We start from the raw sequence: 19,980 nt of genomic DNA on the forward strand, positions 1-19,980 counted from the left end.
GGACCTCCCCACCGGCGCCCGAGCCCACGGGGATGAGGAAGAGCCCATGCCTGCCAAGAGAGACCAGCAGCTGCTCATCGACGCCGCGCGGCTCTACTACGTCGACGGGCTCGACCAGGGCCAGGTCGGCGAGCGGCTCGGCCTCTCGCGCTCGAGCGTCTCCCGCATCCTCCACGAGGCGCGCTCCAGCGGCCTCGTGCAGATCCACATCGTCGGGGACGACCGCACGGTGCGCGACGGCGAGCTGGAGCGGCGCCTCGTGCGCACCTTCGGGCTGCGCGAGGCCCTCGTCGCCGACACCTCGACCAGCGCCGACCCCGGCGCCTCGGTCGCCCGGCTGGCCGGCGAGGCCTTCCCCCGGCTGGCCTCGGGGGCCTCGCGGATCGGCTTCAGCTGGGGCCTCACCGTCGCCCGGTTCATCGACCTGCTGCCCGACACCCGGCTTCGCCCCGACACCCGGATCGTTCCGCTCGTGGGCGGCATGCCGACGCTCGACAGCGCCCCCTCGGGCAACTCGCACCTGCAGATCCTCGCCGACAAGTGCGGCGCCGTGGCCGGGCGCTTCGACGCGCCGGCGATCGTGGAGTCGGCGCTCACCCAGCAGGCCATGATGAGCGAGTCCTCGGTGCAGGCCTCGCTGGCCGAGGCCCGCTCCTGCGACCTCGGCTTCGTCGGCATCGGGAACTACGAGGTGCAGACCTCGCGGGCCGTCATGAGCGCCATGCGGCTCAGCTTCGAGGAGAAGTCGGCCGTCGAGGCGGCCCACCCGGTCGGCGACATGCTCGGCCGCTACTTCACGATCGAGGGCGTCCCCCTCGGCCCGCCCGCCTCGGAGCGCGTCATCGGCATCGACCTGGACGACCTGAGGCGCATCCGGACGGTCATCGGCCTGGCCACCGGCAGGGCGAAGACCACCGGCACCCTCGGCGCGTTGCGCACCGGGGCGCTCGACATCCTCGTCGTGGACGACGTGCTCGCGCAGGCGCTGCTCGCGGCGAACCACTGACCCCGGGCCCGGCGATGCGCCCGGACGGCAGGCGTCCCGACCGCGCCGACGCCCCGCGCCAGGTGATGCGCGCATTCCCGGGCATCCCTCCCCGGGGCGCTCGGGACAACGCGCGCGGCACGGTGCGCGTGCTCGGCGACTTCGAGCGATTCCCCGCGTCCCTCCCCGAGCGCTCGGGACGGGCCCCGCGCCCCGGAGGGGATGCGCGTCGCACGGGCGCGGGCCGGACGAGCAGGGGGCGGGGCCGGTCGGCGCCCGCACCGCCGGCCCCGCCGGAGCGCCGCGACCTCGGCGCTACTTCCTGCCCTGGTTGGCGACGGCCTTCTGACCGGCCTCGGCCGCCTCGGGGTCGAGGTAGCGTCCGCCCTCGACGACGGGCCGCAGGGCGTCGTCGAGCTCGTAGAGGAGCGGGATGCCGGTGGGGATGTTGAGGCCCGAGATGGTCTGGTCGTCGATCTCGTCGAGGTGCTTCACGAGGGCGCGCAGCGAGTTGCCGTGGGCGGCGACGAGGACCGTGCGCCCGGCCCTCAGGTCGGGGACGATGTCGGACTCCCAGTAGGGGAGCATGCGGGCGACGACGTCCTTGAGGCACTCGCTGAGCGGACGCTCGGCCTCGGGCACGTCGGCGTAGCGGGCGTCGTGGAACTGGCTCCACTGCCCGTCGGGGTCGATCGGGGGCGGCGGCACGTCATAGCTGCGGCGCCACGCCATGAACTGGTCCTCGCCGTACTTCTCGCGGATCTCGGCCTTGTTGAGACCCTGGAGGGCGCCGTAGTGGCGCTCGTTGAGGCGCCAGCTGCGACGCACGGGGATCCAGTGGCGATCGCACCGGTCGAGCGAGAGACAGGCGGTGTGGATCGCGCGACGCAGCAGCGAGGTGTGGACGACGTCGGGCAGCAGGCCCTGCTCGGCGAGCAGCTCGCCGCCGCGAGTGGCCTCGCCCACGCCCTTCTCGTTGAGATCGACATCGACCCAGCCGGTGAACAGATTCTTCGAGTTCCATTCGCTCTCGCCGTGGCGGAGCAGGATCAGCTTCGAGGTCATGGCCCGAGTCTAGCGGCCGGGCCCTCGTCCGAGACCCCGAATCGGGGCGTCCACGACCCGGGACGGACCCTCGGCCCGTACTACCCTTGGGATGAATCATGGCGCGGCGCCCCCGGCGCGGCGCCATCGGCACGCGACAGGCAGCGGGGAGAGTCATGACGCAGGGCGAGATGTCGCCGGTGACACGCTCCACCGGCCACGACTCCCCGGGACGCCCCCGCGACCCGCTCGTCGAGCCGCGCGCGCTCACCGCCGCCCTCGAGATCTACGGCCAGCACGGCTGGTCCGGCTTCACGATGGGCCGCGTGACGATGCTGGCCCGCGTGGGCAAGTCGTCCATCTACCGCCGTTGGCCCGACCGCGTCGAGCTGCTCACGGCGGCCTTCGAGCGCACGGCCCTGCTCTTCGAGCTGGACGACAGCCGCGTCGCCGGGCTGCCCTTCCAGGAGCAGCTGCTCACGATGGTCCAGCGCCGCCTCTACACGTACACGACGCCGACCGGCACGGCGATCATCCGCCTCCAGGTCGAGCACCACTGCGGCCCCGACGAGGTCGGCGAGATCTGGAAGGGGACGCTCTCGCGGTTCCGCAACGGCCTGCGCATCCTGCTGGGCGACGCCCACGTCACGAGCAGGCTGCGCCCCGAGGCCTCGCCGGAGCTGCTCGCCGAGGCGCTCGAGGGCAGCATGATCATGCACGCCCTGGCCCCGCCCTTCCCGGGGGCGGGCGCCGCCAACATCAACGAGCAGTCGTTCGCACTCGTCAAACAGGTCGTGGGCCCCTGGCTGACCGATCCGATGACGCTGCCCGCCGGCGCCCGCCCGCTGCCCCCGATCATCGGGGCGGGCGGGCGACCGGCGTGAGTCCGGCGCAGGACCGGGCGCCCGCCCGGACGACCGACCCGGATCACCGGGACGAGCGGGCGGTCGGTGCGGACCGGACCGCGCGGGGCGTGCCACGATGAGGGCATGAGTACCACGAAGACAGCAGTCGTCACCGGAGCATCCAGCGGTATCGGCGCCGCCACGGCGCGCAGGCTCGCCGCCGAGGGCCTCCACGTCCTCTGCGCGGCGCGCCGCCTCGATCGCCTCACCGCCTTGGCGCAGGAGATCGGCGGCACCGCCGTGGAGTGCGACGTCACCTCGCCGGAATCCGTCGCGGGCCTCGTCGAGGCGGTCGGGGGCCGTCTCGACGTGCTGGTCAACAACGCCGGCGGCGCGTTCGGCGTCGACCGCGTCGAGGACGCCGACATGGCCGACTGGGAGCGCATGTACGCCATCAACGTGACCGGTTCGGCGCGCGTCATCCAGGGCCTCCTGCCCGCGCTGGAACGGGCCGAGGGCACGATCATGGTCGTCACCTCGACCGCCGCGGAGTACCCCTACCCCGGCGGCGCCGGCTACTGCGGGGCCAAGGCCGCCGAGCGCAACATCGCCGGGGCGCTGCGCCTCGAACTGGGCGGCCGCCCGGTCCGCGTCCTCGAGATCTGCCCGGGCATGGTCCGCACCGAGGAGTTCTCGCTCGTGCGCCTGCGCGGCGACCGATCCGCCGCCGACGACGTCTACGCCGGCGTGCCCGAGCCCCTGCTCGCCGAGGACATCGCCGACGCGATCGCCTGGGCGGTCACCCGCCCCCCGCATGTGAACATCGACCGCATGATCATCCGCCCCCGGGCCCAGGTGAACAACTTCACGGTCCACAGGGACCAGTCCGAGCGGGGCTGAGCGCCCGCGGCCCGTCCCCCGCGTCCGTCGGCGTCGTGCCCCTGCGACGCGCCGAGCGCCCACCACGGCCCGGGATCCCCGAGGATCGGCCGACGGTCGTCCCGTCCGGCGTGACGACCTCCCGGCGGGGCGCGGAGCGCGGGGAGTCCCCTCGGAGCCCGCCACGACGCGGTACGGACCGGGGCGAGGAGGGGGCGGGAGGCATGAACAACGGAGGGGCCCCGCACCGGTTCGGTGCGGGGCCCCTCCTCCGCCGCGGCTCGGACTCAGCCGATCTTGATGAGACCCTGGCCGCCCTGGACGGCCTGGCGGACCTCGACGAGGATCTTCTCGACGGTGCCATCGGTGGGGGCCTGGATCTCGGTCTCCATCTTCATGGCCTCGAGCGTCGCGACGACCTGACCGGCCTTCACCGCGTCGCCCTCCTCGACGAGGATCTTGGACACGGTGCCGGCCAGCGGCGCGGGGATCTCGCCCTCGCCGGCCGCGCCTGCGGCGCCTCCCGAGACCGGGGCCGGGGCCGAGGCCGGGCCGCCGGCGCCGCCCCCGAACAGGATCGTGCCCATCGCATTGTTCTGGGTCTTGTCGACGTCGACATCGACGTCGTACGCGACGCCGTTGACGGTTACCTTCAGCTTCATGTCAGTCTCTTCCGGATCAACGAATGGAATGGTTCTGAAGAGCCCTGCGGCCCTGGCGGACCCAGTTCGGGCTCGGGGCGAAACGAACGGCCTGGACCGATCCGTCGTTGCCGAGATAGGCGGACACGGCAGCCGAGATGGCCACCAAGACGTCCTCCGGGACCCCCGGGCTGGCCGCCTTCAACGAACGCACCTCGGCCTCGAGAGCGGACAGACGCTTGGTGAGCGTCGCGATCACGAGGTCCTTCTCACTGTCAGACATGTTCAACTCCTTCCGATCAGCAGGGCATGTTGCCATGCTTCTTGGCCGGACGGGGCTGACGCTTGGTGGCGTACATCTCCAGCGCGGCGGCGATCTTGCGGCGGGTGTCGGCCGGATCGATCACATCGTCGACCTGGCCTCGGGCTGCGGCCACGTACGGCGTGTTGAACGCATCGCGGTACTCCTCGATCTTCTCGGCGCGAATGGCCTCGGGATCCTCGGCGGACGCGATCTCCTTGCGGAAGATCACGTTGGCGGCGCCGTCGGCGCCCATCACCGCGATCTCGGCGGTGGGCCAGGCGTAGACGGCGTCGGCGCCCAGGTCGCGGTTGCACATGGCCAGGTAGGACCCGCCGTAGGCCTTGCGGAGCACGACGGTGACCTTCGGTACGGTGGCCTCGGAGTAGGCGTACAGCATCTTCGCGCCGTGGCGGATGATGCCGCCGTACTCCTGCTGGACACCGGGCAGGAAGCCGGGGACGTCCACGAACTGCACCAGCGGGATGTTGAACGAGTCGCAGAAGTTGATGAACTCGGCGGCCTTGTCGGAGGCGTCGATGTCGAGGCAGCCCGACATCACCTTCGGCTGGTTCGCCACGACGCCGACCGTGCGGCCGTTGACGCGGGCGAAGGCGGTGACGATGTTCGTCGCCCAGCCGGCCTTGACCTCAAGGTAGTCGCCCCAGTCGACGATCTCGGCGATGACGTCCCGGACGTCGTAGCCCTTCGTGCCCTCGATCGGGACGATGTCGCGCAGCCCCTCGCACGGGGAGACGTCGTTGTTCGGGTTGACGAACTCGGCCTCCTCGGTGTTGTTCTGCGGCAGGAAGCTCAGGAGCTTGCGGGCGATGAGGACCGCCGCGTCGTCGTCCTCGGCCACGAAGTGGATGTTGCCACTGGTGGTCATGTGGGCGTCGGCGCCGCCGAGCTGGTCGGCCGTGACCTCCTCGCCGGTGACCGACTTGATGACGGCGGGGCCCGTGATGAACATGTGGGCCTTCTTCGTCATGATGATGAAGTCGGTCAGCGCCGGTGAGTACGAGGCGCCGCCGGCGCAGGGGCCGGCGATGATGGCGATCTGCGGGACGACGCCGGACAGCTTGACGTTCGCGAAGAACATCTTGCCGTAGCCGGACAGCGAGTCGATGCCCTCCTGGATCCGGGCGCCGCCCGAGTCGTAGAAGAACAGGAACGGCGTGCCGGTGACCAGCGCCTGCTCCATCGTCTCGACGACCTTGGTCGACTGGGTCTCGCCGGCCGAGCCGCCCATGACGGTGAAGTCCTGGGAGGCGACGTGGACGGGACGGCCGAAGATCGTGCCGCGACCGGTGACCACGCCATCGGCGGGCACGACGGCCCTGTCCATGCCGAACAACGTGGTGCGGTGCTTGCGGAAGGCGCCGACCTCGTCGAACGAATGGGAGTCGAGCAGATTGTCGATGCGCTCGCGAGCGGTCTGCTTGCCGCGCTCGCGCTGCTTCTGCAAGCGGGACTCGCCGCCGCCGAGCTCGATGGTGCGGCGCTGCTCGGCGAGCTGCTCCACACGCCCGGCCATGGTATCGGCCAGCTTGATGTTGTTGTTAGCCATGGTTGGCGATCACCTTCACGCGGGCTCGACGGTGACCTCGTGGCTGGTGCCACCGACGGTCACGCTGTAGCTGATGGGGCCGGAGACTGCTGCCGACGTGGTGCCCTCGGCCTCGGCCTTGAGCTGGGCCTCGGACAGGCCGACGTTCTTGGGGCCCTCGGAGCGGTGCTCGAAGAAGGTCGGGGCGACCCCCGGGAACAGCGCGTAGGTGAGGACGTCCTCGTCGGTGCCGTTGAAGCCTGGGAGCTTCGAGGCCTCCTCGACCTGCTTGTCCCACTCGGGCTCGAGCAGATCTGCGGGGCGGCAGGTGATCAGCTTCTTGCCCGTCTGCTCCGCGGCGAGCTTGGCGATGTCGGCGTCGCGCTCGGCGGGGCTGGCGCCGTAGTAGCCGAGCATGAGGTCGGCGAACTCGCCGGTCATGCGCTTGTAGGGGCCCATGAGGACGTTGAACACGGCCTGGGTGCCGACGATCTGGCTGGACGGGGTGACCAGCGGCGGGTAGCCGGCGGCCTCCTTGACCTTCGGGACCTCGGCCATGACCTCGTCGATGCGGTCCTCGGCGCCCTGGGCGCGCAGCTGGGACTCCATGTTGGAGAGCATGCCGCCGGGGATCTGCGAGCTGAAGATGTTGGTGTCGACGAGCGTCTTCGACTCGAAGTTGCGGTACTTCGGGCGGATGTCGCGGAAGTGGTCGCGGATCTTGAGGAGGCGGTCCATGTCGAGGCCGCTGGTGTAGCCGGTGTTCTCGAGCATCTCGACGACCGACTCGGTCGGGTTGTGGCCCGGGCCGAGGGACATGGAGCTGATGGCGGCGTCGACGACGTCGGCGCCGGCCTCGATGGCCTTCATGAGCGAGACCAGGGTGACGCCCGTGGTGGAGTGGCAGTGGACGTTGATCTGGACGTCCGTGCCGTAGGTGTCCTTGATGCCCTTGACGATGTCGTAGGCGGGCTGGGGCTTGAGGAGCGCGGCCATGTCCTTGAAGGCGATGGAGTCGGCGCCCATGTCGAGGAGCTGACCGGCGAGCTTCACGTAGCCCTCGGTGGTGTGGGCGGGGCTGATCGTGTAGCAGATGGTGCCCTGCGCATGCTTGCCGGCCTTCTTGACGGCGGCCATGGCGTGCTCGATGTTGCGCGGATCGTTCATGGCGTCGAAGACGCGGAAGACGTCCATGCCGTTCTCGGCCGACTTCTCCACGAAGCGGTCGACGACCTCGTCGTTGTAGTGGCGGTACCCGAGCAGGTTCTGGCCCCGCAGCAGCATCTGGAGGCGGGTGTTCGGCATCAGCGTGCGGAAGGTGCGCAGACGCTCCCACGGATCCTCGTTGAGGAAGCGGATGCAGGAATCGTAGGTGGCGCCGCCCCAGCACTCGACGGACCAGTAGCCGGCCGCATCGATGTCGGCGCAGGCATCGACCATGTCCTCCATGGCCATACGGGTGGCGAACAGACTCTGATGGGCATCGCGCAGCACGAGCTCGGTGACACCGATCTCGCGCGGCTCGGAAACCTCAATTTCTCGCGGACTCATGGGCTCATCCTTCCACGTCCCGATCGCTCCGGCAGCATCGGGGCCCCGCTTGCGCCGAGCGGCGGCCGGGAGCGGGCGCCCCGGCGAGAGGAGTCGCGCCCGGTCGTCCGGCGACGCCGCGCCTGGCACGGGGTCGCGTCCGGTCGGGGCGATGCGGTGTACTGGGGTCATGATCGTCGAGCTCTCCTACATCCGTTCCAGCGACACCGACTCGGTCGGCAGAACAGCGGCCCGCCTCGGTGAGCGCCTGCGCAACGGGGTCGAGGTGGCTCCGGGCTTCGTCGTCACGGCCGACGACCTGGCCGAGCTCGCCGAGCGCGAGCAGCTCCCGGCGCGGCTCGAGGGCGCGTCCCCGGAGGAGGCCGCCGCCATCGCGACCGAGGTCATCGGGGCCGCCGAGCTGCCCGCCGATCTCGTGGACGACCTGGCCGGAAGCATCGCCGCGCTGGGCCGCGACGCCTGGGTGAGCGTCCAGGCCTCCCCCGCCGGACGCGACCTGGGCGTCAGCCGCGAGGTGCTCGGCCCGGTCCGGGGAGCCGACGCGACCTGGGAGCTGGTCCGCAGGGTGTGGGCCTCGCTGTGGGCGCCCGAGGCCGTCGCCCGCCGCGAGGAGAAGGGCGTCGCCGACGCCCAGGACGGGCTCGCCGTCCTGGTGCAGCGGGCCGAGGCCCCCGCCGAACCGGTCGGGGCCGAGCGGCCCGCCCAGGAGGAGCTGCCCGTCGAGGAGCCGGACGCCGAAGAGGCGGGTTCCGAGGAGGCGCACGAGGCGGAATCCGCCGAGGAGGTCGTCGCCGAGGCCGAGCGGATCGAGGACGAGGCCAGGGTCGTCGAGAGCGCCGAGATCATCGCCGACGAGGCGGAACCCGCCGAGGCCGCCGAGGTGATCGTCGAGGAGGCCGAGGCCGCCGAGACCGCCGCCCGGGAGAGGCCGGCGGGGACCGCCGCCGCCGGGGGCTCGACGGCGCCGGACGACGACGCGGAACCGGCCGGGCCGGAGAGGCCCGCGGGAACGGAACCGGAGGGGACCGGGGCGGAGCCGCGGGAGCCCCGCGGGGCCGGACCGGCCGAGGACGGGATCGTCGAGGCGGAGGTGACCGCCGCGGGAGCCCCGTCGGAGGAGACCGCCGGGGGCGAACCGGCCGGGCCGGAGGAGCCCTCCCCCGCCACCGCCGTCGAGGCCGGGACCGTCGGGGAGAGGGCCGACGGGCGAACGATCGGCGGGGCCGCCGAGGAGCCCCCCTCCGGGGAGCCCGGGGACGGGTCCGGTGCGACCGAGGCCCGCGGTTCGACGAGCGCGGAGGGCGGGAGGCCCGCCCGGGACGATCCGGAGCCGGCCCGTCGGCGGAGGACCGCCGTCCCCCTCATCATCGGCGTCCTCCTCGTCATCGCGGTCCTCCTCGCCAAGCGGCGGCGGCACCGCTGAGGGGCGGTCCGCCGACGGCACTCCGGCGCGGACCCGGGCATCCGATCCGTTGCCCTGAGTGCGCACCGGCGGAGGAAGGAAGCCGTCGCCCGCACGGCCCCTCCCAACGGGGCCACCAGCAAGATAACGGGACGGCCTCGTCGGCGCCGCTTCGGTGCGCACCGGGACCGCCCGGCGGCGCACCGGGACTCGGGGCTCAGCAGCCGGTGTCGCCCCGCCTGCGGCGGCGCAGTCGATCCCAGTGGTCGAGGCGCTCGCGGACCAGGCGCTCGACGCCGTTGCCGGTCGGTTCGTAGAAGCGCTCGCGCTCGTCCGGGGGCGGGTAGCCCTCGGGCATGTGGTCGGCGCCCGAGAATCCGTCGGCGGTGTCCGGGTCGTACTGGTAACCGGCCCCGTAACCGAGGTCCTTCATGAGCTCGGTGGGCGCGTTGAGGACATGGGCCGGCGGACGGAGGGAACCCGTTCGCCGCGCCGCGGCCCGCGCCCGGGCGAAGCCCCGGTGGATGCTGATCGACTTGGGCGCGGTGGCCAGGTGAACGACCGCCTGGGCGATGGCGAGCTCGCCCTCCGGGGAACCGAGCCGCTCGTAGGCCGTCCAGGCGCCCAACGCCGCTTGGAGCGCGCCGGGGTCGGCGAGACCCACGTCCTCGCTGGCGAAGCGCACGAGACGGCGGGCGACGTAGAGCGGGTCCTCGCCGCCGGCCAGCATCCGGGCCAGCCAGTACAGGGCGGCATCCGGGTCGGAGCCCCGCATCGACTTGTGGAGCGCGGAGACGAGGTTGTAGTGCTCCTCGCCGGACTTGTCGTAGGAGGGGACGCGAGTGGCGACAACGGCGGCGAGACCCGTCTCGTCGAGCGGTGCGGACGACGGCGCCTCGAGGAGTTGCTCGACCATGCCCAGCAGGTGGCGTCCGTCGCCGTCGGCCATGGCGATCAGCGAGGCGCGAGCGCTCTCGGTGAGCGGCAACCGCCTGCCGGTGAGTCGCTGCGCGCGCTCGAGGAGCTCGGCCAGGCCGACGCCGTCGAGGCGGTGCAGGACGAGGACCTGGCAGCGCGACAGGAGCGCACCGTTGAGCTCGAAGCTGGGGTTCTCGGTGGTCGCGCCCACAAGCACGACCGTGCCGTCCTCGACGTAGGGCAGCAGGCAGTCCTGCTGGGCGCGGTTGAAACGGTGCACCTCGTCGACGAACAGAAGCGTGCCCCGGCCGCCCCGGCGACGTCTCCCAGCCGCGGCAAAAATCCTCCGCAGATCGGCCACCCCGGAGAAAGTCGCCGAGACCTGCTCGACGTCGAGTCCGACGCGCGCGGCGAGCAGCCGGGCGATCGTCGTCTTGCCGCAGCCGGGAGGGCCCCACAGGATGATCGAGGACAGCCGACCGGCCTCCACCATCCGCCCCAGCGGGGCGTCGGGGGCAAGCAGGTGGCCCTGCCCGACCACCTCCTCCAGGGCGCGCGGACGCAGCCGGTCGGCCAAGGGACGGTCCGGGACGGGGCGGCCATCGCCCGTCGCCGGGGCGTCGAAGAGTGCGGGGGCGTCCTCGGTGCTCATGCTTCCAGGCTACGGCGGAGCCCCGGCACTCCGGCGGGACGAGGACGAGCGATCGGGCCCGCCGAGATCCGTCCTGCATCCGGGGGGAGCCCGGAGGAGGCGGTGGGCTGGAACCGGCCCCGAGCGAAGACCGTCCTCGCATCCGGGGAACCGGGGCCGCGGCCACCCGCGGCAGCGGCTCGGCCCCCGATGGCCGGCCCGAGGGCCGGGCCGGGGTGCTGCGCGTCCGCGCCCCCGGAACACCCCCGGGATTCGGAAGGAATCACTTGTCACCGCGGTTTCGATGACTCTTCGAGGGCTACTGTGACCCCTGGCGGGTGTACGCGCTGCCCGCACCAGGACAGTCCCCTCATCCCAGTCCAGGAGCCCCTCATGGGACTTGAAGAGATCGCCGTCGTCTTCGCCGTCTCGGACCCCGGCCAGAATCCGAACACCCGAGCACGGGAGACGCAGCTGCTCACCTACTTCCACGCGATGGCCGTGGCCTTCTCCTCCGTGCGCCGGTGGAACCCCGACCTGCGGCTCACGCTCGTCACCGGGGCCGACGTGCCGGCCGAGGTGCGGCCCGTGTTCGAGCGCTGCGGCGTCCGCACCGAGGACGTCCCCTTCGGACACCGGGCGCCGGAGGGCTTCATGAACACCTTCTCCGGCTGCCTGTACCTGCTCGACGCCCTGCAGCTCGCCGCCCGGCACGACGTCCTGTTCATCGACCCCGACGTGCTGTGCGTCGACGCCCTGACCGGTCTGGACGAGGGCGCCGCCGGACGCCTCGGGGCGCTCGGGCTGGAGCTGCGCCCCGACGAGGCGATGAACGGCCTCACCATCGCCCAGAGCGATGAGCTGCACCGCCTGCTGGGAGAGCCGGAGGAGCCGTGGACCTACTACGGAGGCGAGGTCTACCTGGTGCGCCGGGACCTCGTCGGGCCCCTGCGCGAACGGGCCGAACGGGCCTGGCGCCTCGCGCTGGAGCGGCACGCGGCGGGACTGCCGCACTTCGTCACCGAGGAGCACCTCCTGAGCTACGCCCTGCGCGGCCTGCCCACCACCGATCTGGCGCCCTGGTGCCAGCGGATCTGGACGACCTCGCGCGTGCGCACCGTCACCGGCCGCGAGGACCGGCTGAGCCTGTGGCACCTGCCGGCCGAGAAGGACTTCGGCTTCCAGCGGCTGTTCGGCGTCGTCAGCGACGGGGGCTCCTGGTTCTGGCGGGCCCCGCGCGGCGAATTCGTCGCCCGGGCGGGCAGGGAGCTCAACCTGCACCACCGCAGACCGGCGAAGTTCCTGCGCGACGCGGCCGGGCAGCTGGTCAACAGGGTCGCGGGCGCGCGCTGAGCCCCGGTCGGTGCGGGCCGGGGACCCCGCGCCGGGAGCCCCGCGCCGGCGGCTCGCGCGATGCGGCCGTCGACGACCCGCGGACACCGCGCCGGGCGGCCCCGGGCTCACTGACCCGGGCGGGCCGGCTGAGCGGTCGGGTGGCGGGCCCGTGACCGGGTCGGGGCCGCGGCGAACCGGGCGGGCCCGGCGCCGGGTCCGCCGACGCACGGCGGGGACGACGCACGGCGGGGACTCAGCAAGACGCCCTGCGACGGGCCCCGGCACAGCCCCGTCACAGCGCCCTGAAAGGCCCCACCCAGGCACGGACGACCCTAGTCAAAGCGGGTTTCAGGGGCGTATGATCACGGCATTGGAAGAACCCCTCCCGCACCCCTGCGGGGTCGGTCGCCGTGCCATCGCGAAGCGGTGGAGCGGCCCGGCGAGAAGAAGACCATGTCCGATCACATCCGCACCCCGGAGCAGCAGGCAGGGCCCTTCGGCTCCCCCTCCTTCCCCAGCGCCGTCGGCCGACCCGCCGGTCCCGGGTCACCGAGCGTCGGCCGACCCGCCGGTCCCGGGTCACCGAGCGTCGCCCTGCTGACCCTGCACGCCGTCCGGGACTACGGATCGGTCCTCCAGACGCTGGCGACCCAGGTGCTCCTCGAGAGCGCGGGGGCGCGCTGCGCGGTGCTCGACTTCCGCCGCGAGAACGCCGGTGACGGCGCCCTCCACCGCCTCGCCGGGAGCCGTCACGGCCGGGGACCGCTCATGCGACGGGCGTACGGACTCGTGCACGAACGCGAGGCCCGCAGACGGGCACTGGTCTTCCAGGACTTCCTCGCGCGGCGGATCAACCTCACCCGGAGGCACTACGACTCCTACGAGAGCCTCCGCGGCACCGCGGACCAGTACGACTCCTTCTGCGTGGGCTCCGACCAGGTCTGGAACATCGCCCGCAACCTGGACAACCGACCGTTCTACCTCTCCTTCCTGCCGCCCGGCGTCCACCGCTTCTCCTTCGCGTCCTCCCCCGGGACGCCGACGCTGCCGGCCCTCGAGGAGGAGCGCGCCGTCCGCGCCCTGTCGGCCTTCGACGCGCTCTCGGTCAGGGAGCCCTCGGCCCGGGACTACCTCGCCGGCCTCGGCCTCGACGTCCAGCAGCACGTGGACCCGACCCTGGCGATCCCGCCGGCCTACTGGCGGGGTCTCGCCTCGGACGCCGTGCTGGACCACGAGTACCTGCTGGTCCACCAGCTCAACCGCAACCCGCTGCTGACCCAGGCGGTCTCACGGCTGGCCGCCCGCACCGGCCTGCCCGTCGTGCGGATCGGCCACTGGCCGACGGCCCGCATGCCCCTCGCCCGCCGGATCGTCCTGCCCACCGTCGAGGACTTCCTCGCCCTCATCAGGGACGCCTCCCTCGTCGTCACCGACTCCTTCCACGGTGTCGCTCTCTCGCACGTCTTCGCCACGCAGTTCATCGCCGCGCCGCCCCCGCAGTACGGCGGCTGCCTCGCCTCCGTCCTCGGCCTGCTGGGGACGCGCAGCAGGCTCATCCGCTCCGCGAAGCAGACGGACGTCCTCCCCCTGCGCTTCGGCCCCCTCCTCTTCGACCGCCGCAGGCTCGGCGACGAGCGTCTGCGCGCCGGTCAGTACCTGCGTTCGTGCCTCGCGCCCCTGCGGGCGCCCCGTCCGGAGGCGTCGTGACCGCCCATCCGCCGACCGTCGCCGTCGTCATCGCCCTGCAGCCGCTCCGGAGGGCCGGGGCGCGCGACGAGGAGCCGGACGCCGGGGCCTGCCGGCCGGCCCGCACGACCGCGCCCCGGCACGCCATCGACGTCGCGTGCATCGCGGTGCCGACGGCCCTGCCGGCGTTCCGCGCGTGGCGGATCGGACCGACACGCGGATCGGAAAGCGCACCGTGCACTGCAATGCATGGGAACGGAAACGCCGAGTGCAACAACCTGAAATCCATGGCGGGGCACGAACACGCGAACAGGAGAGGGCCAGAACCGAAGCAAACTGGACGACGACTCACCGAGGCCTGTCCGCAGGGGCCCACTCGGAAGCGTTCCTCCTCGTCATGCCCCCATCCGTCGATGTCGCGGGCAGGCCTCGCCGCTACGGGAATCAGAGCAGCCCCTTCTCCTCCGCCCACCGGATGAAGGCACCCGGCTCGAAGGGGACCCGGTACTTGCTCCGCACAAGATCATCGGCCACGGCCGAGACCGTCTCCCTCGTCAGCAGACCCTGACGGACCGCATCGCACAGCACCCCAGGGTGCGACGGACCTTCACCGATCCAGTTCTCCTGGCAGCCTTGCAGGCCTCCTGGTCATCGATGACAGCAGTCCGGTGATGAGCCTCGGCAGGGGCGAGCACCCCGCACTCCCCCACGTCCCGGCCATTGTCGCCCACGAGCGATCCGTGACATTCACCGAAGGCGATGAGCTCGGCATCCGACTCGACCGCCCTGACCTCGATCCGGTCCTGGGCATGCACATGCGTCAGACCGGGCTGCTGCTCAGACCGGGCTGCTGCGCCGCCCCTCTCCCGAGTTCTGCATCGACCACGTCGGGGATCATGATCCGATGCTCGGGCGCCAGCATCTTCAGCACCCCGAGCCATCCGGCCTTCGCGAAATGGCTGAGCGGGCCGGTGTCGACGACCCATGTCACGACACGACGCCCCACAGGGCATCCGGGTCGAGCTCGCGCCTGGGGGCGAAGTCGTCGGCGTCGAAGAGGCCCCTCATGAGCCCGAGCGCACGCTCGATGGTGATGTCCTCGGCGTCGTAGGCGCCGATCACCGCCCTCGTGAAGGCCGGAGGCAGGCTGGTCCCCTCCAGATCGTGGGGAACGTGGAGGTTCAGCTCGACGATGTCCGCCCTGCGCGTCCGTACCTCACGGACGGCATCGGACTCCGCGCCGTCCACGAGCCCGAGCTCCCCGAGACGCCCGGCCAGAGTCGTCATGTCGACGCGGAACCGACTCCCGGTCCGCACCGCGGCGCCCCGGAGCCCGAACCCCCGCGCCTCCTCCCAGGCGCTGCGAAGAGCCTCTTCGGGAAGAAGCACCGCACGGGCGGCCCTGTCCATGCGGTTCTCGTGCCTGTCGGCCTCGGCCCGCGCGTCGACCCGGAAGTCCGTCTGGTACTGGTCGTCGACCATGAAATGGGCCAGCTCGTGCGCGAGCGCCAGCCTGCGCCGCCCGACCCCGACCGCGGACGAGCCGTTGATGAGGGCGATGCCGTGCCCGCCCTGCACCATCGACGCTGCATCCGCATCGACCCGCCCGAGATCGAGGGAGAAGGCCGACAGGCCGAGCCGCTGCCCGACCCCGACCAGGTCACTGACAGGACCGTCCTCGACCCCCGCGAGAGCACGGATCCTCAGCCCCAGCTCCTCCGCCTCGGCGGACGTCCCGGGACGCGCGAGCACCGTCGGCCGGTCGTCCAGCTGAAGACGGCCGAGCTCCTCCAGCAGCGCCACGTCGCCGGACAGCGTCTCGAGTTCGACGTCGATGGGACGCACCGCCGCGAGATCCTCGGGGTCGGTGCCGCGGTGCCGCACGATGGCGGACGCCCGTGGAGTCAGGAACCACTCGACACGGCGCCCGAGCTCCCCCGCGATGTCGAGGAGCTCCAGCGCGGTGACGCGCCGCTCCCCCTTCTCGATGCGCACCAGGGCCGTGCGGTCGATGCCCAGCGCCTGGGCCAGCTGCGTCTGGTTCAGACCCTTCGTCATCCTCGCCTCGAGGATGCGCCGTCCCACGTCGGCATGCTCCATGTGTGCGGTTTTGACACATCTGGGCCGCGGATGAAACCCCTCCCGGATGCCTCCGTCGCTCCATCCCGCTCACCCGTCCGGTTGGCCCAGCTGTTCCGCCCGACCGAACAACGGGGGCTGCGGACCGGGGCGGGCCGCGGCGGCCCTGCGCAACTGGTACGACGCGGGACCCGGCGAGGACCTGCTCCCTGTGCGCCAGGGCGTCGAAGAGCTCATCGGCTGGCTGTCCGCGGTCGAGGGCGCCCGTCCGGCCGCGAAGACCCGCTCTCAGGCCCCTCGCGAGTAGACCCCCGCCTCAGCACGGTGCCCACCGGCGTCCAACTCGCCGTCACAGGTGACAAGCGGGACGCCGAGGCCTTCAGCCAGAGCCAGATATGCCGCGCCACAGCTGGTGCACTGGGCGCGCAGGGCCCCTATGCGGTCAGCAGCGGGCGCCGCCCGTAGCGCGTGATCGTGAGATCGGCACAGGCACGGCGAGCCTCCCCGGCGCGGTCGAGGCCCAGGGCCCCGCCACGGACCAGGCCGCGCAGGGCGGACAGCACCTCGATGTCGAGAAGATGGGGCACCGCGAGCTCCCCCTCGAGCTCCCGCCAGAGACCGGGGCAGGATCCCCTCCGACAAGCTGTCCCGGCACGGCGGACGCGTCAACGACGATCACCGGCGGCTCTCCCGCACGGCATCGACGATCTGAGCCGTCGACTGGTCACGATCCCGGCGCCTTCTGGCCCCTCAGGCCTGCGCCGCCGCCCGCGCCGCCACCGCCATGGCCCGCTCCAGGTGCTCCAGGTCGTCGTCGGTGATGGCGGTCGAGCAGAACCACGCCTCGAAGCCGCTCGGGGGGAGCCAGACGCCCTCGTCGAGCGCCGCGTGGAAGAACCGGGCGAAGGCCTCGTGGTCCTGCCGGGAGGCCGAGGCGAAGTCGACCACCGGCTCGTCGGTGAGGAAGAAGCTGAACAGGCTCGTCACCTTGTTGAGCCGGTGGGCGACGCCCTCGCGCGCCAGGGCGGCCGAGACGATGCCCGACACCCGGTCGGCGATGTCGTACAGCTTCTGGTAGGCGGCGTCGTCCATGAGCTCGAGGGTGGCCAGGCCCGCCGCGCAGGCCGCCGGATTGCCCGAGAGCGTCCCGGCCTGGTAGATCGGGCCGACCGGCGCCAGCCGGTCCATCAGCTCGGCGCGTCCGCCGACCGCCGCCAGCGGCATGCCGCCGCCGATCACCTTGCCGAAGGTGAACAGATCGGGCGTCCAGCCCTCGAGCCGGCCCTGGAGGCCCCAGCCGCCCGTCGGGCTCACCCGGAAGCCGGCGAGCACCTCGTCCTGGATCATGAGCGCCCCGTGGCGGTGCGCGATCTCGTACAGGCCCTTGTTGAAGCCCTCCGGCGGCACGATGACACCCATGTTCGCAGGCACCGACTCGGTGACGACCGCCGCGATCTCGTCGCCGCGCTCGGCGAAGACCCGCTCGACCAGGTCGAGGCGGCCGTAGGGCACGGTGAGCGTGTCGGCGGCGATCTCGGACGGCACGCCGGGCGAGTCGGGCAGGCCCAGGCTCGCCACGCCCGAGCCGGCCGCCACGAGGAAGGAGTCGGCGTGCCCGTGGTAGCAGCCCACGAACTTCACGAGCAGCGGGCGCCCCGTCGCGCCGCGGGCGATGCGGGCCGCCGTCATGACGGCCTCGGTGCCCGAGCAGGTGAACCGGATCCTCCCGATCGCCCCGGCCATCCGCTCGACGACCTTCTGCGCCAGCCGCAGCTCGACCTCGCAGGGGGCCCCGAAGCTCGTCGCCCGGGCCACCTCGGCCTGCACCGCCGCCACGATCGCCGGGTGCGAGTAGCCGGCGATGAGCGGCCCCCAGCTGTTGACCAGGTCGAGGTACTGCCGCCCGTCCACGTCGGTGATGCGGCTGCCGCGGCCGCTCGCGGCGAACACGGGCGCACCGCCCACCCGGCCGAAGGCCCGCACCGGGCTCGAGACGCCCCCGGGCATCACCGTGCAGGCTTGCGCGAACAGTTCCTCGCTGCGGGTCATCAGGGCTCCTCGGGTTCCTCCGCCGCGCGCCGGCGGCGGTTCGTGATCGGATTCCGACGGTTCGGTTCTACCGCGCCAGCCGACGGGCCGCCTCGGTGGCCCAGTAGGTGACGATCATCGACGCCCCGGCGCGCTTGACGCCGGTGAGGGCCTCCATGATGCAGCGCTCCCGGTCGATCGCGCCGGCCCGGGCGGCCAGCTCGATCATCGCGTACTCGCCGGAGACGACGTAGGCGGCCACCGGCACGTTCGCGATGCGCACCGCCTTCGCCAGCACGTCGAGGTAGGGCAGGGCCGGCTTCACCATGACGATGTCGGCGCCCTGGGCCAGGTCGAGCTCGATCTCGCGCAGGCCCTCGACCGCGTTGGCCGGGTCCTGCTGGTAGGCGCGCCGGTCGCCGGTCAGCCGGCAGTCGACAGCCTCGCGGAACGGCCCGAAGAAGCCCGACGCGTACTTGGCCGAGTAGGCCATGAGCGCCGTCCCGGTGAACCCGGCCCCGTCGAGGGCCTCGCGGATCACGCCGATCTGGCCGTCCATCATGCCCGACGGGCCGAGCATCGTGGCGCCCGCCTCGGCCAGCGTCACCGACATCCTCGCGTAGAGCGGCAGCGTCGCGTCGTTGTCGACCTCGCCGTCGGCGTCGAGCACCCCGCAGTGACCGTGGTCGGTGAACTCGTCGAGGCAGACGTCGGCGATGACCGGCAACTGCGGCTCGGCCTCGAGCGCCCAGCGCACCGCGTTGGCCAGAACCCCGTCGGGGTTCCAGGCCTGCGAGCCCATCGGGTCGCGCTCGGCCGGGGTGCCGAAGAGCATGACGGCCCCCACGCCCGCATCGGCCGCCTCGTGGACGGCCCGCTGGAGCGAGGCCCTCGTGTGCTGGCGCACGCCGGGCATCGAGCCGATCTCGCGGGGGGCGTCGAGGCCCTCGACGACGAACATCGGCTCGATGAGGTCGGCCGGGTGCAGACGCGTCTCGGCCACGAGCTCCCGGATGGCCGCGGTGCGGCGCAGCCTGCGCGGACGCTGGACGATGCGGTACTGGCTCCCGCTCACGGAGTGACCCCCTTCACGGCGGGCGCTGCGCCGCCGGGGTTGGGGCAGCAGTCGTCACCGCCGCAGTCATCGTCGCCCCTGCGGTCCTCTTCGGCAAGTCCCCGGGCGACGAGCTCGGTCAGGCCGTCGAGGAAGACCGGCTCCGTGCCGACGGTCGGCACCCGCCGGAAGTCCATGCCGTGGCCCCGGGCGGTCTGGGCGGCCTCGTTGTCGAGGTCCCAGATGACCTCCATGTGGTCCGACAGGAAGCCGATCGACACGACGACGACCCCGCCGACGCCCTCGCCGGCGAGGGCGTCGATGACGTCGTTGACGTCCGGCGTCAGCCAGGAGTCGCCGGGGGCGCCGCCCTGCGAGGTGTAGCAGAGCCGCCAGTCGGGCCGCAGCCCGCCGTCGGCGAGCCGGGCGAGGATGCGGTCGATGACGTCCCGGTGCTGGGCGAGGTAGGCGCCGCCGCCCACGCCCGAGCTCTCGGCGAGCCCCGTGGGCAGCGAGTGCGTGGTGAACAGCACCGTCGCGTCCGGGTGCGCCCGCACGACGGGCTCCAGCAGCCCCGCCTGCGCGTCGGCGAAGGCCGGCATGTCGTGGAACGGGTTGATCTTCGCGACCTCGAGGAGGGGGGCGCCGTCCGGGCCGGAGGGGATCGCCGCGGCGAGGGCCTCGCGGTAGGAGCGGCAGCCCACGTACGACGAGTAGACGGCCGGCACGAGCGCGAGGACGCGCCGGTGCCCGCGGGCCGCCAGGTCGGCGAGCACCTCGTCGGGGAAGGGCGCCACATGGGCGTGCGCCACGGCGACCGGCACGTCGACGCCCCGGGCGCGCAGGCGCGCGCCCAGCTCGTCGGCGAGCCTCTGGTTCTGCCCGTTGAGCGGGCTGACGCCCCCGAAGTGGGCGTAGTGCGCGCTCACCCTGGCCATCCGCTGAGGCGTGATGCGCCCGCCGGTGATGTGCCTGAGGAAGGGCCCGACCTGCTCGGCCGAGGCCGGGCCGCCGAAGCCCAGGACGAGCAGGGCGTCGTAGTGGGTGGTCAT

The 19,980-nt window shown here is 72.5% G+C and carries 18 protein-coding genes; 6 read left to right on the forward strand and 12 right to left on the reverse strand.

The window, feature by feature from the left end; all coding sequences use genetic code 11:
- Positions 1 to 46: 46 nt before the first annotated feature.
- Complete coding sequence (locus tag K336_RS0108065) at positions 47 to 1,006, forward strand: sugar-binding transcriptional regulator (protein WP_021796196.1); 960 nt, start codon at positions 47 to 49, stop codon at positions 1,004 to 1,006.
- A gap of 294 nt (positions 1,007 to 1,300) precedes the next feature.
- Here the strand turns inward: K336_RS0108065 and K336_RS0108070 are convergent, their stop codons facing one another.
- Positions 1,301 to 2,050 (reverse strand): phosphoglyceromutase, encoded by a 750-nt coding sequence (locus K336_RS0108070; protein ID WP_021798289.1) that lies wholly within the window; start codon positions 2,048 to 2,050, stop codon positions 1,301 to 1,303.
- 179 nt (positions 2,051 to 2,229) lie between these two features.
- Here K336_RS0108070 and K336_RS17030 point away from each other — a divergent pair, with 179 nt between their 5' ends.
- Together K336_RS17030 and K336_RS0108080 are read left to right on the forward strand one after the other, a co-directional pair.
- Complete coding sequence (locus K336_RS17030; RefSeq protein WP_162142585.1) at positions 2,230 to 2,913, forward strand: TetR/AcrR family transcriptional regulator; 684 nt, start codon at positions 2,230 to 2,232, stop codon at positions 2,911 to 2,913.
- 105 nt (positions 2,914 to 3,018) lie between these two features.
- Positions 3,019 to 3,774: an SDR family oxidoreductase gene (locus K336_RS0108080; protein ID WP_021798288.1), complete on the forward strand. Its 756-nt coding sequence runs from the start codon at positions 3,019 to 3,021 to the stop codon at positions 3,772 to 3,774.
- Between the two features lie 266 nt (positions 3,775 to 4,040).
- On the opposite strand, the gene K336_RS0108085 is transcribed toward K336_RS0108080, so the two are convergent.
- Genes K336_RS0108085 through K336_RS0108100 form a run of 4 tightly spaced genes read right to left on the reverse strand, consistent with a single transcriptional unit; the run spans position 4,041 to position 7,795 of the window.
- Positions 4,041 to 4,415, reverse strand: a complete 375-nt coding sequence (locus K336_RS0108085) for a biotin/lipoyl-containing protein (RefSeq protein ID WP_021798285.1) — start codon at positions 4,413 to 4,415, stop codon at positions 4,041 to 4,043.
- Positions 4,416 to 4,431: 16 nt separating this feature from the next.
- Positions 4,432 to 4,677: a hypothetical protein gene (locus tag K336_RS0108090; RefSeq protein WP_021798286.1), complete on the reverse strand. Its 246-nt coding sequence runs from the start codon at positions 4,675 to 4,677 to the stop codon at positions 4,432 to 4,434.
- A gap of 16 nt (positions 4,678 to 4,693) precedes the next feature.
- The gene (locus K336_RS0108095) at positions 4,694 to 6,265 is read right to left on the reverse strand and encodes an acyl-CoA carboxylase subunit beta (protein ID WP_021798291.1); all 1,572 of its coding nucleotides are present in this window, start codon (positions 6,263 to 6,265) and stop codon (positions 4,694 to 4,696) included.
- A 15-nt stretch (positions 6,266 to 6,280) separates the two neighbouring features.
- Positions 6,281 to 7,795, reverse strand: coding sequence for a methylmalonyl-CoA carboxytransferase subunit 5S (locus K336_RS0108100; RefSeq protein WP_021798290.1), 1,515 nt, complete (start codon positions 7,793 to 7,795; stop codon positions 6,281 to 6,283).
- A 169-nt stretch (positions 7,796 to 7,964) separates the two neighbouring features.
- Between K336_RS0108100 and K336_RS0108105 the strand changes: the two genes are divergently transcribed.
- On the forward strand, positions 7,965 to 9,218 hold the full coding sequence (locus tag K336_RS0108105; protein ID WP_028706749.1) for a PEP/pyruvate-binding domain-containing protein: 1,254 nt from the start codon (positions 7,965 to 7,967) through the stop codon (positions 9,216 to 9,218).
- A 196-nt stretch (positions 9,219 to 9,414) separates the two neighbouring features.
- On the opposite strand, the gene K336_RS0108110 is transcribed toward K336_RS0108105, so the two are convergent.
- The gene (locus K336_RS0108110; RefSeq protein WP_028706750.1) at positions 9,415 to 10,767 is read right to left on the reverse strand and encodes a replication-associated recombination protein A; all 1,353 of its coding nucleotides are present in this window, start codon (positions 10,765 to 10,767) and stop codon (positions 9,415 to 9,417) included.
- A gap of 372 nt (positions 10,768 to 11,139) precedes the next feature.
- Here K336_RS0108110 and K336_RS0108115 point away from each other — a divergent pair, with 372 nt between their 5' ends.
- Positions 11,140 to 12,099, forward strand: a complete 960-nt coding sequence (locus K336_RS0108115; protein WP_028706751.1) for a hypothetical protein — start codon at positions 11,140 to 11,142, stop codon at positions 12,097 to 12,099.
- A gap of 435 nt (positions 12,100 to 12,534) precedes the next feature.
- Positions 12,535 to 13,788 (forward strand): polysaccharide pyruvyl transferase family protein, encoded by a 1,254-nt coding sequence (locus K336_RS15390; RefSeq protein WP_211223471.1) that lies wholly within the window; start codon positions 12,535 to 12,537, stop codon positions 13,786 to 13,788.
- A 799-nt stretch (positions 13,789 to 14,587) separates the two neighbouring features.
- Here K336_RS15390 and K336_RS19745 read toward each other — a convergent pair.
- From K336_RS19745 to K336_RS15405, 6 genes are all read right to left on the reverse strand, one after another.
- Entirely contained in the window at positions 14,588 to 14,758 is a 171-nt protein-coding gene (locus tag K336_RS19745) for a hypothetical protein (protein WP_226906050.1), read from the reverse strand.
- Complete coding sequence (locus K336_RS0108135) at positions 14,755 to 15,867, reverse strand: helix-turn-helix domain-containing protein (protein WP_028706752.1); 1,113 nt, start codon at positions 15,865 to 15,867, stop codon at positions 14,755 to 14,757. Before K336_RS0108135 ends, K336_RS19745 begins: the two co-directional genes overlap by 4 nt.
- Positions 15,868 to 16,280: 413 nt before the next feature.
- On the reverse strand, positions 16,281 to 16,433 hold the full coding sequence (locus K336_RS19350) for a PIN domain-containing protein (RefSeq protein ID WP_021796186.1): 153 nt from the start codon (positions 16,431 to 16,433) through the stop codon (positions 16,281 to 16,283).
- Between the two features lie 163 nt (positions 16,434 to 16,596).
- Positions 16,597 to 17,895, reverse strand: a complete 1,299-nt coding sequence (hemL, locus tag K336_RS0108150; protein WP_021796192.1) for a glutamate-1-semialdehyde 2,1-aminomutase — start codon at positions 17,893 to 17,895, stop codon at positions 16,597 to 16,599.
- Between the two features lie 67 nt (positions 17,896 to 17,962).
- Positions 17,963 to 18,949: a porphobilinogen synthase gene (hemB, locus tag K336_RS0108155; protein ID WP_021796188.1), complete on the reverse strand. Its 987-nt coding sequence runs from the start codon at positions 18,947 to 18,949 to the stop codon at positions 17,963 to 17,965.
- A complete protein-coding gene (locus K336_RS15405; RefSeq protein WP_021796191.1) occupies positions 18,946 to 19,980 on the reverse strand; it encodes a ferrochelatase in 1,035 nt (344 codons plus the stop codon). The genes hemB and K336_RS15405 overlap by 4 nt, the downstream gene beginning before the upstream one ends.

This window comes from Propionibacterium acidifaciens DSM 21887, assembly GCF_000426605.1.
Taxonomy (GTDB): Bacteria; Actinomycetota; Actinomycetes; order Propionibacteriales; family Propionibacteriaceae; genus Propionibacterium; species Propionibacterium acidifaciens.

Coding starts and splice junctions, on each gene's coding strand:
- K336_RS0108065 (WP_021796196.1), top strand. CDS start 47: ATGCCTGCCAAGAGAGACCAGCAGCTGCTCATCGACGCCGCGCGGCTC.
- K336_RS0108070 (WP_021798289.1), bottom strand. CDS start 2,050: ATGACCTCGAAGCTGATCCTGCTCCGCCACGGCGAGAGCGAATGGAAC.
- K336_RS0108080 (WP_021798288.1), top strand. CDS start 3,019: ATGAGTACCACGAAGACAGCAGTCGTCACCGGAGCATCCAGCGGTATC.
- K336_RS0108085 (WP_021798285.1), bottom strand. CDS start 4,415: ATGAAGCTGAAGGTAACCGTCAACGGCGTCGCGTACGACGTCGATGTC.
- K336_RS0108090 (WP_021798286.1), bottom strand. CDS start 4,677: ATGTCTGACAGTGAGAAGGACCTCGTGATCGCGACGCTCACCAAGCGT.
- K336_RS0108095 (WP_021798291.1), bottom strand. CDS start 6,265: ATGGCTAACAACAACATCAAGCTGGCCGATACCATGGCCGGGCGTGTG.
- K336_RS0108100 (WP_021798290.1), bottom strand. CDS start 7,795: ATGAGTCCGCGAGAAATTGAGGTTTCCGAGCCGCGCGAGATCGGTGTC.
- K336_RS0108105 (WP_028706749.1), top strand. CDS start 7,965: ATGATCGTCGAGCTCTCCTACATCCGTTCCAGCGACACCGACTCGGTC.
- K336_RS0108110 (WP_028706750.1), bottom strand. CDS start 10,767: ATGAGCACCGAGGACGCCCCCGCACTCTTCGACGCCCCGGCGACGGGC.
- K336_RS0108115 (WP_028706751.1), top strand. CDS start 11,140: ATGGGACTTGAAGAGATCGCCGTCGTCTTCGCCGTCTCGGACCCCGGC.
- K336_RS15390 (WP_211223471.1), top strand. CDS start 12,535: ATGTCCGATCACATCCGCACCCCGGAGCAGCAGGCAGGGCCCTTCGGC.
- K336_RS0108135 (WP_028706752.1), bottom strand. CDS start 15,867: ATGGAGCATGCCGACGTGGGACGGCGCATCCTCGAGGCGAGGATGACG.
- hemL (WP_021796192.1), bottom strand. CDS start 17,895: ATGACCCGCAGCGAGGAACTGTTCGCGCAAGCCTGCACGGTGATGCCC.
- K336_RS15405 (WP_021796191.1), bottom strand. CDS start 19,980: ATGACCACCCACTACGACGCCCTGCTCGTCCTGGGCTTCGGCGGCCCG.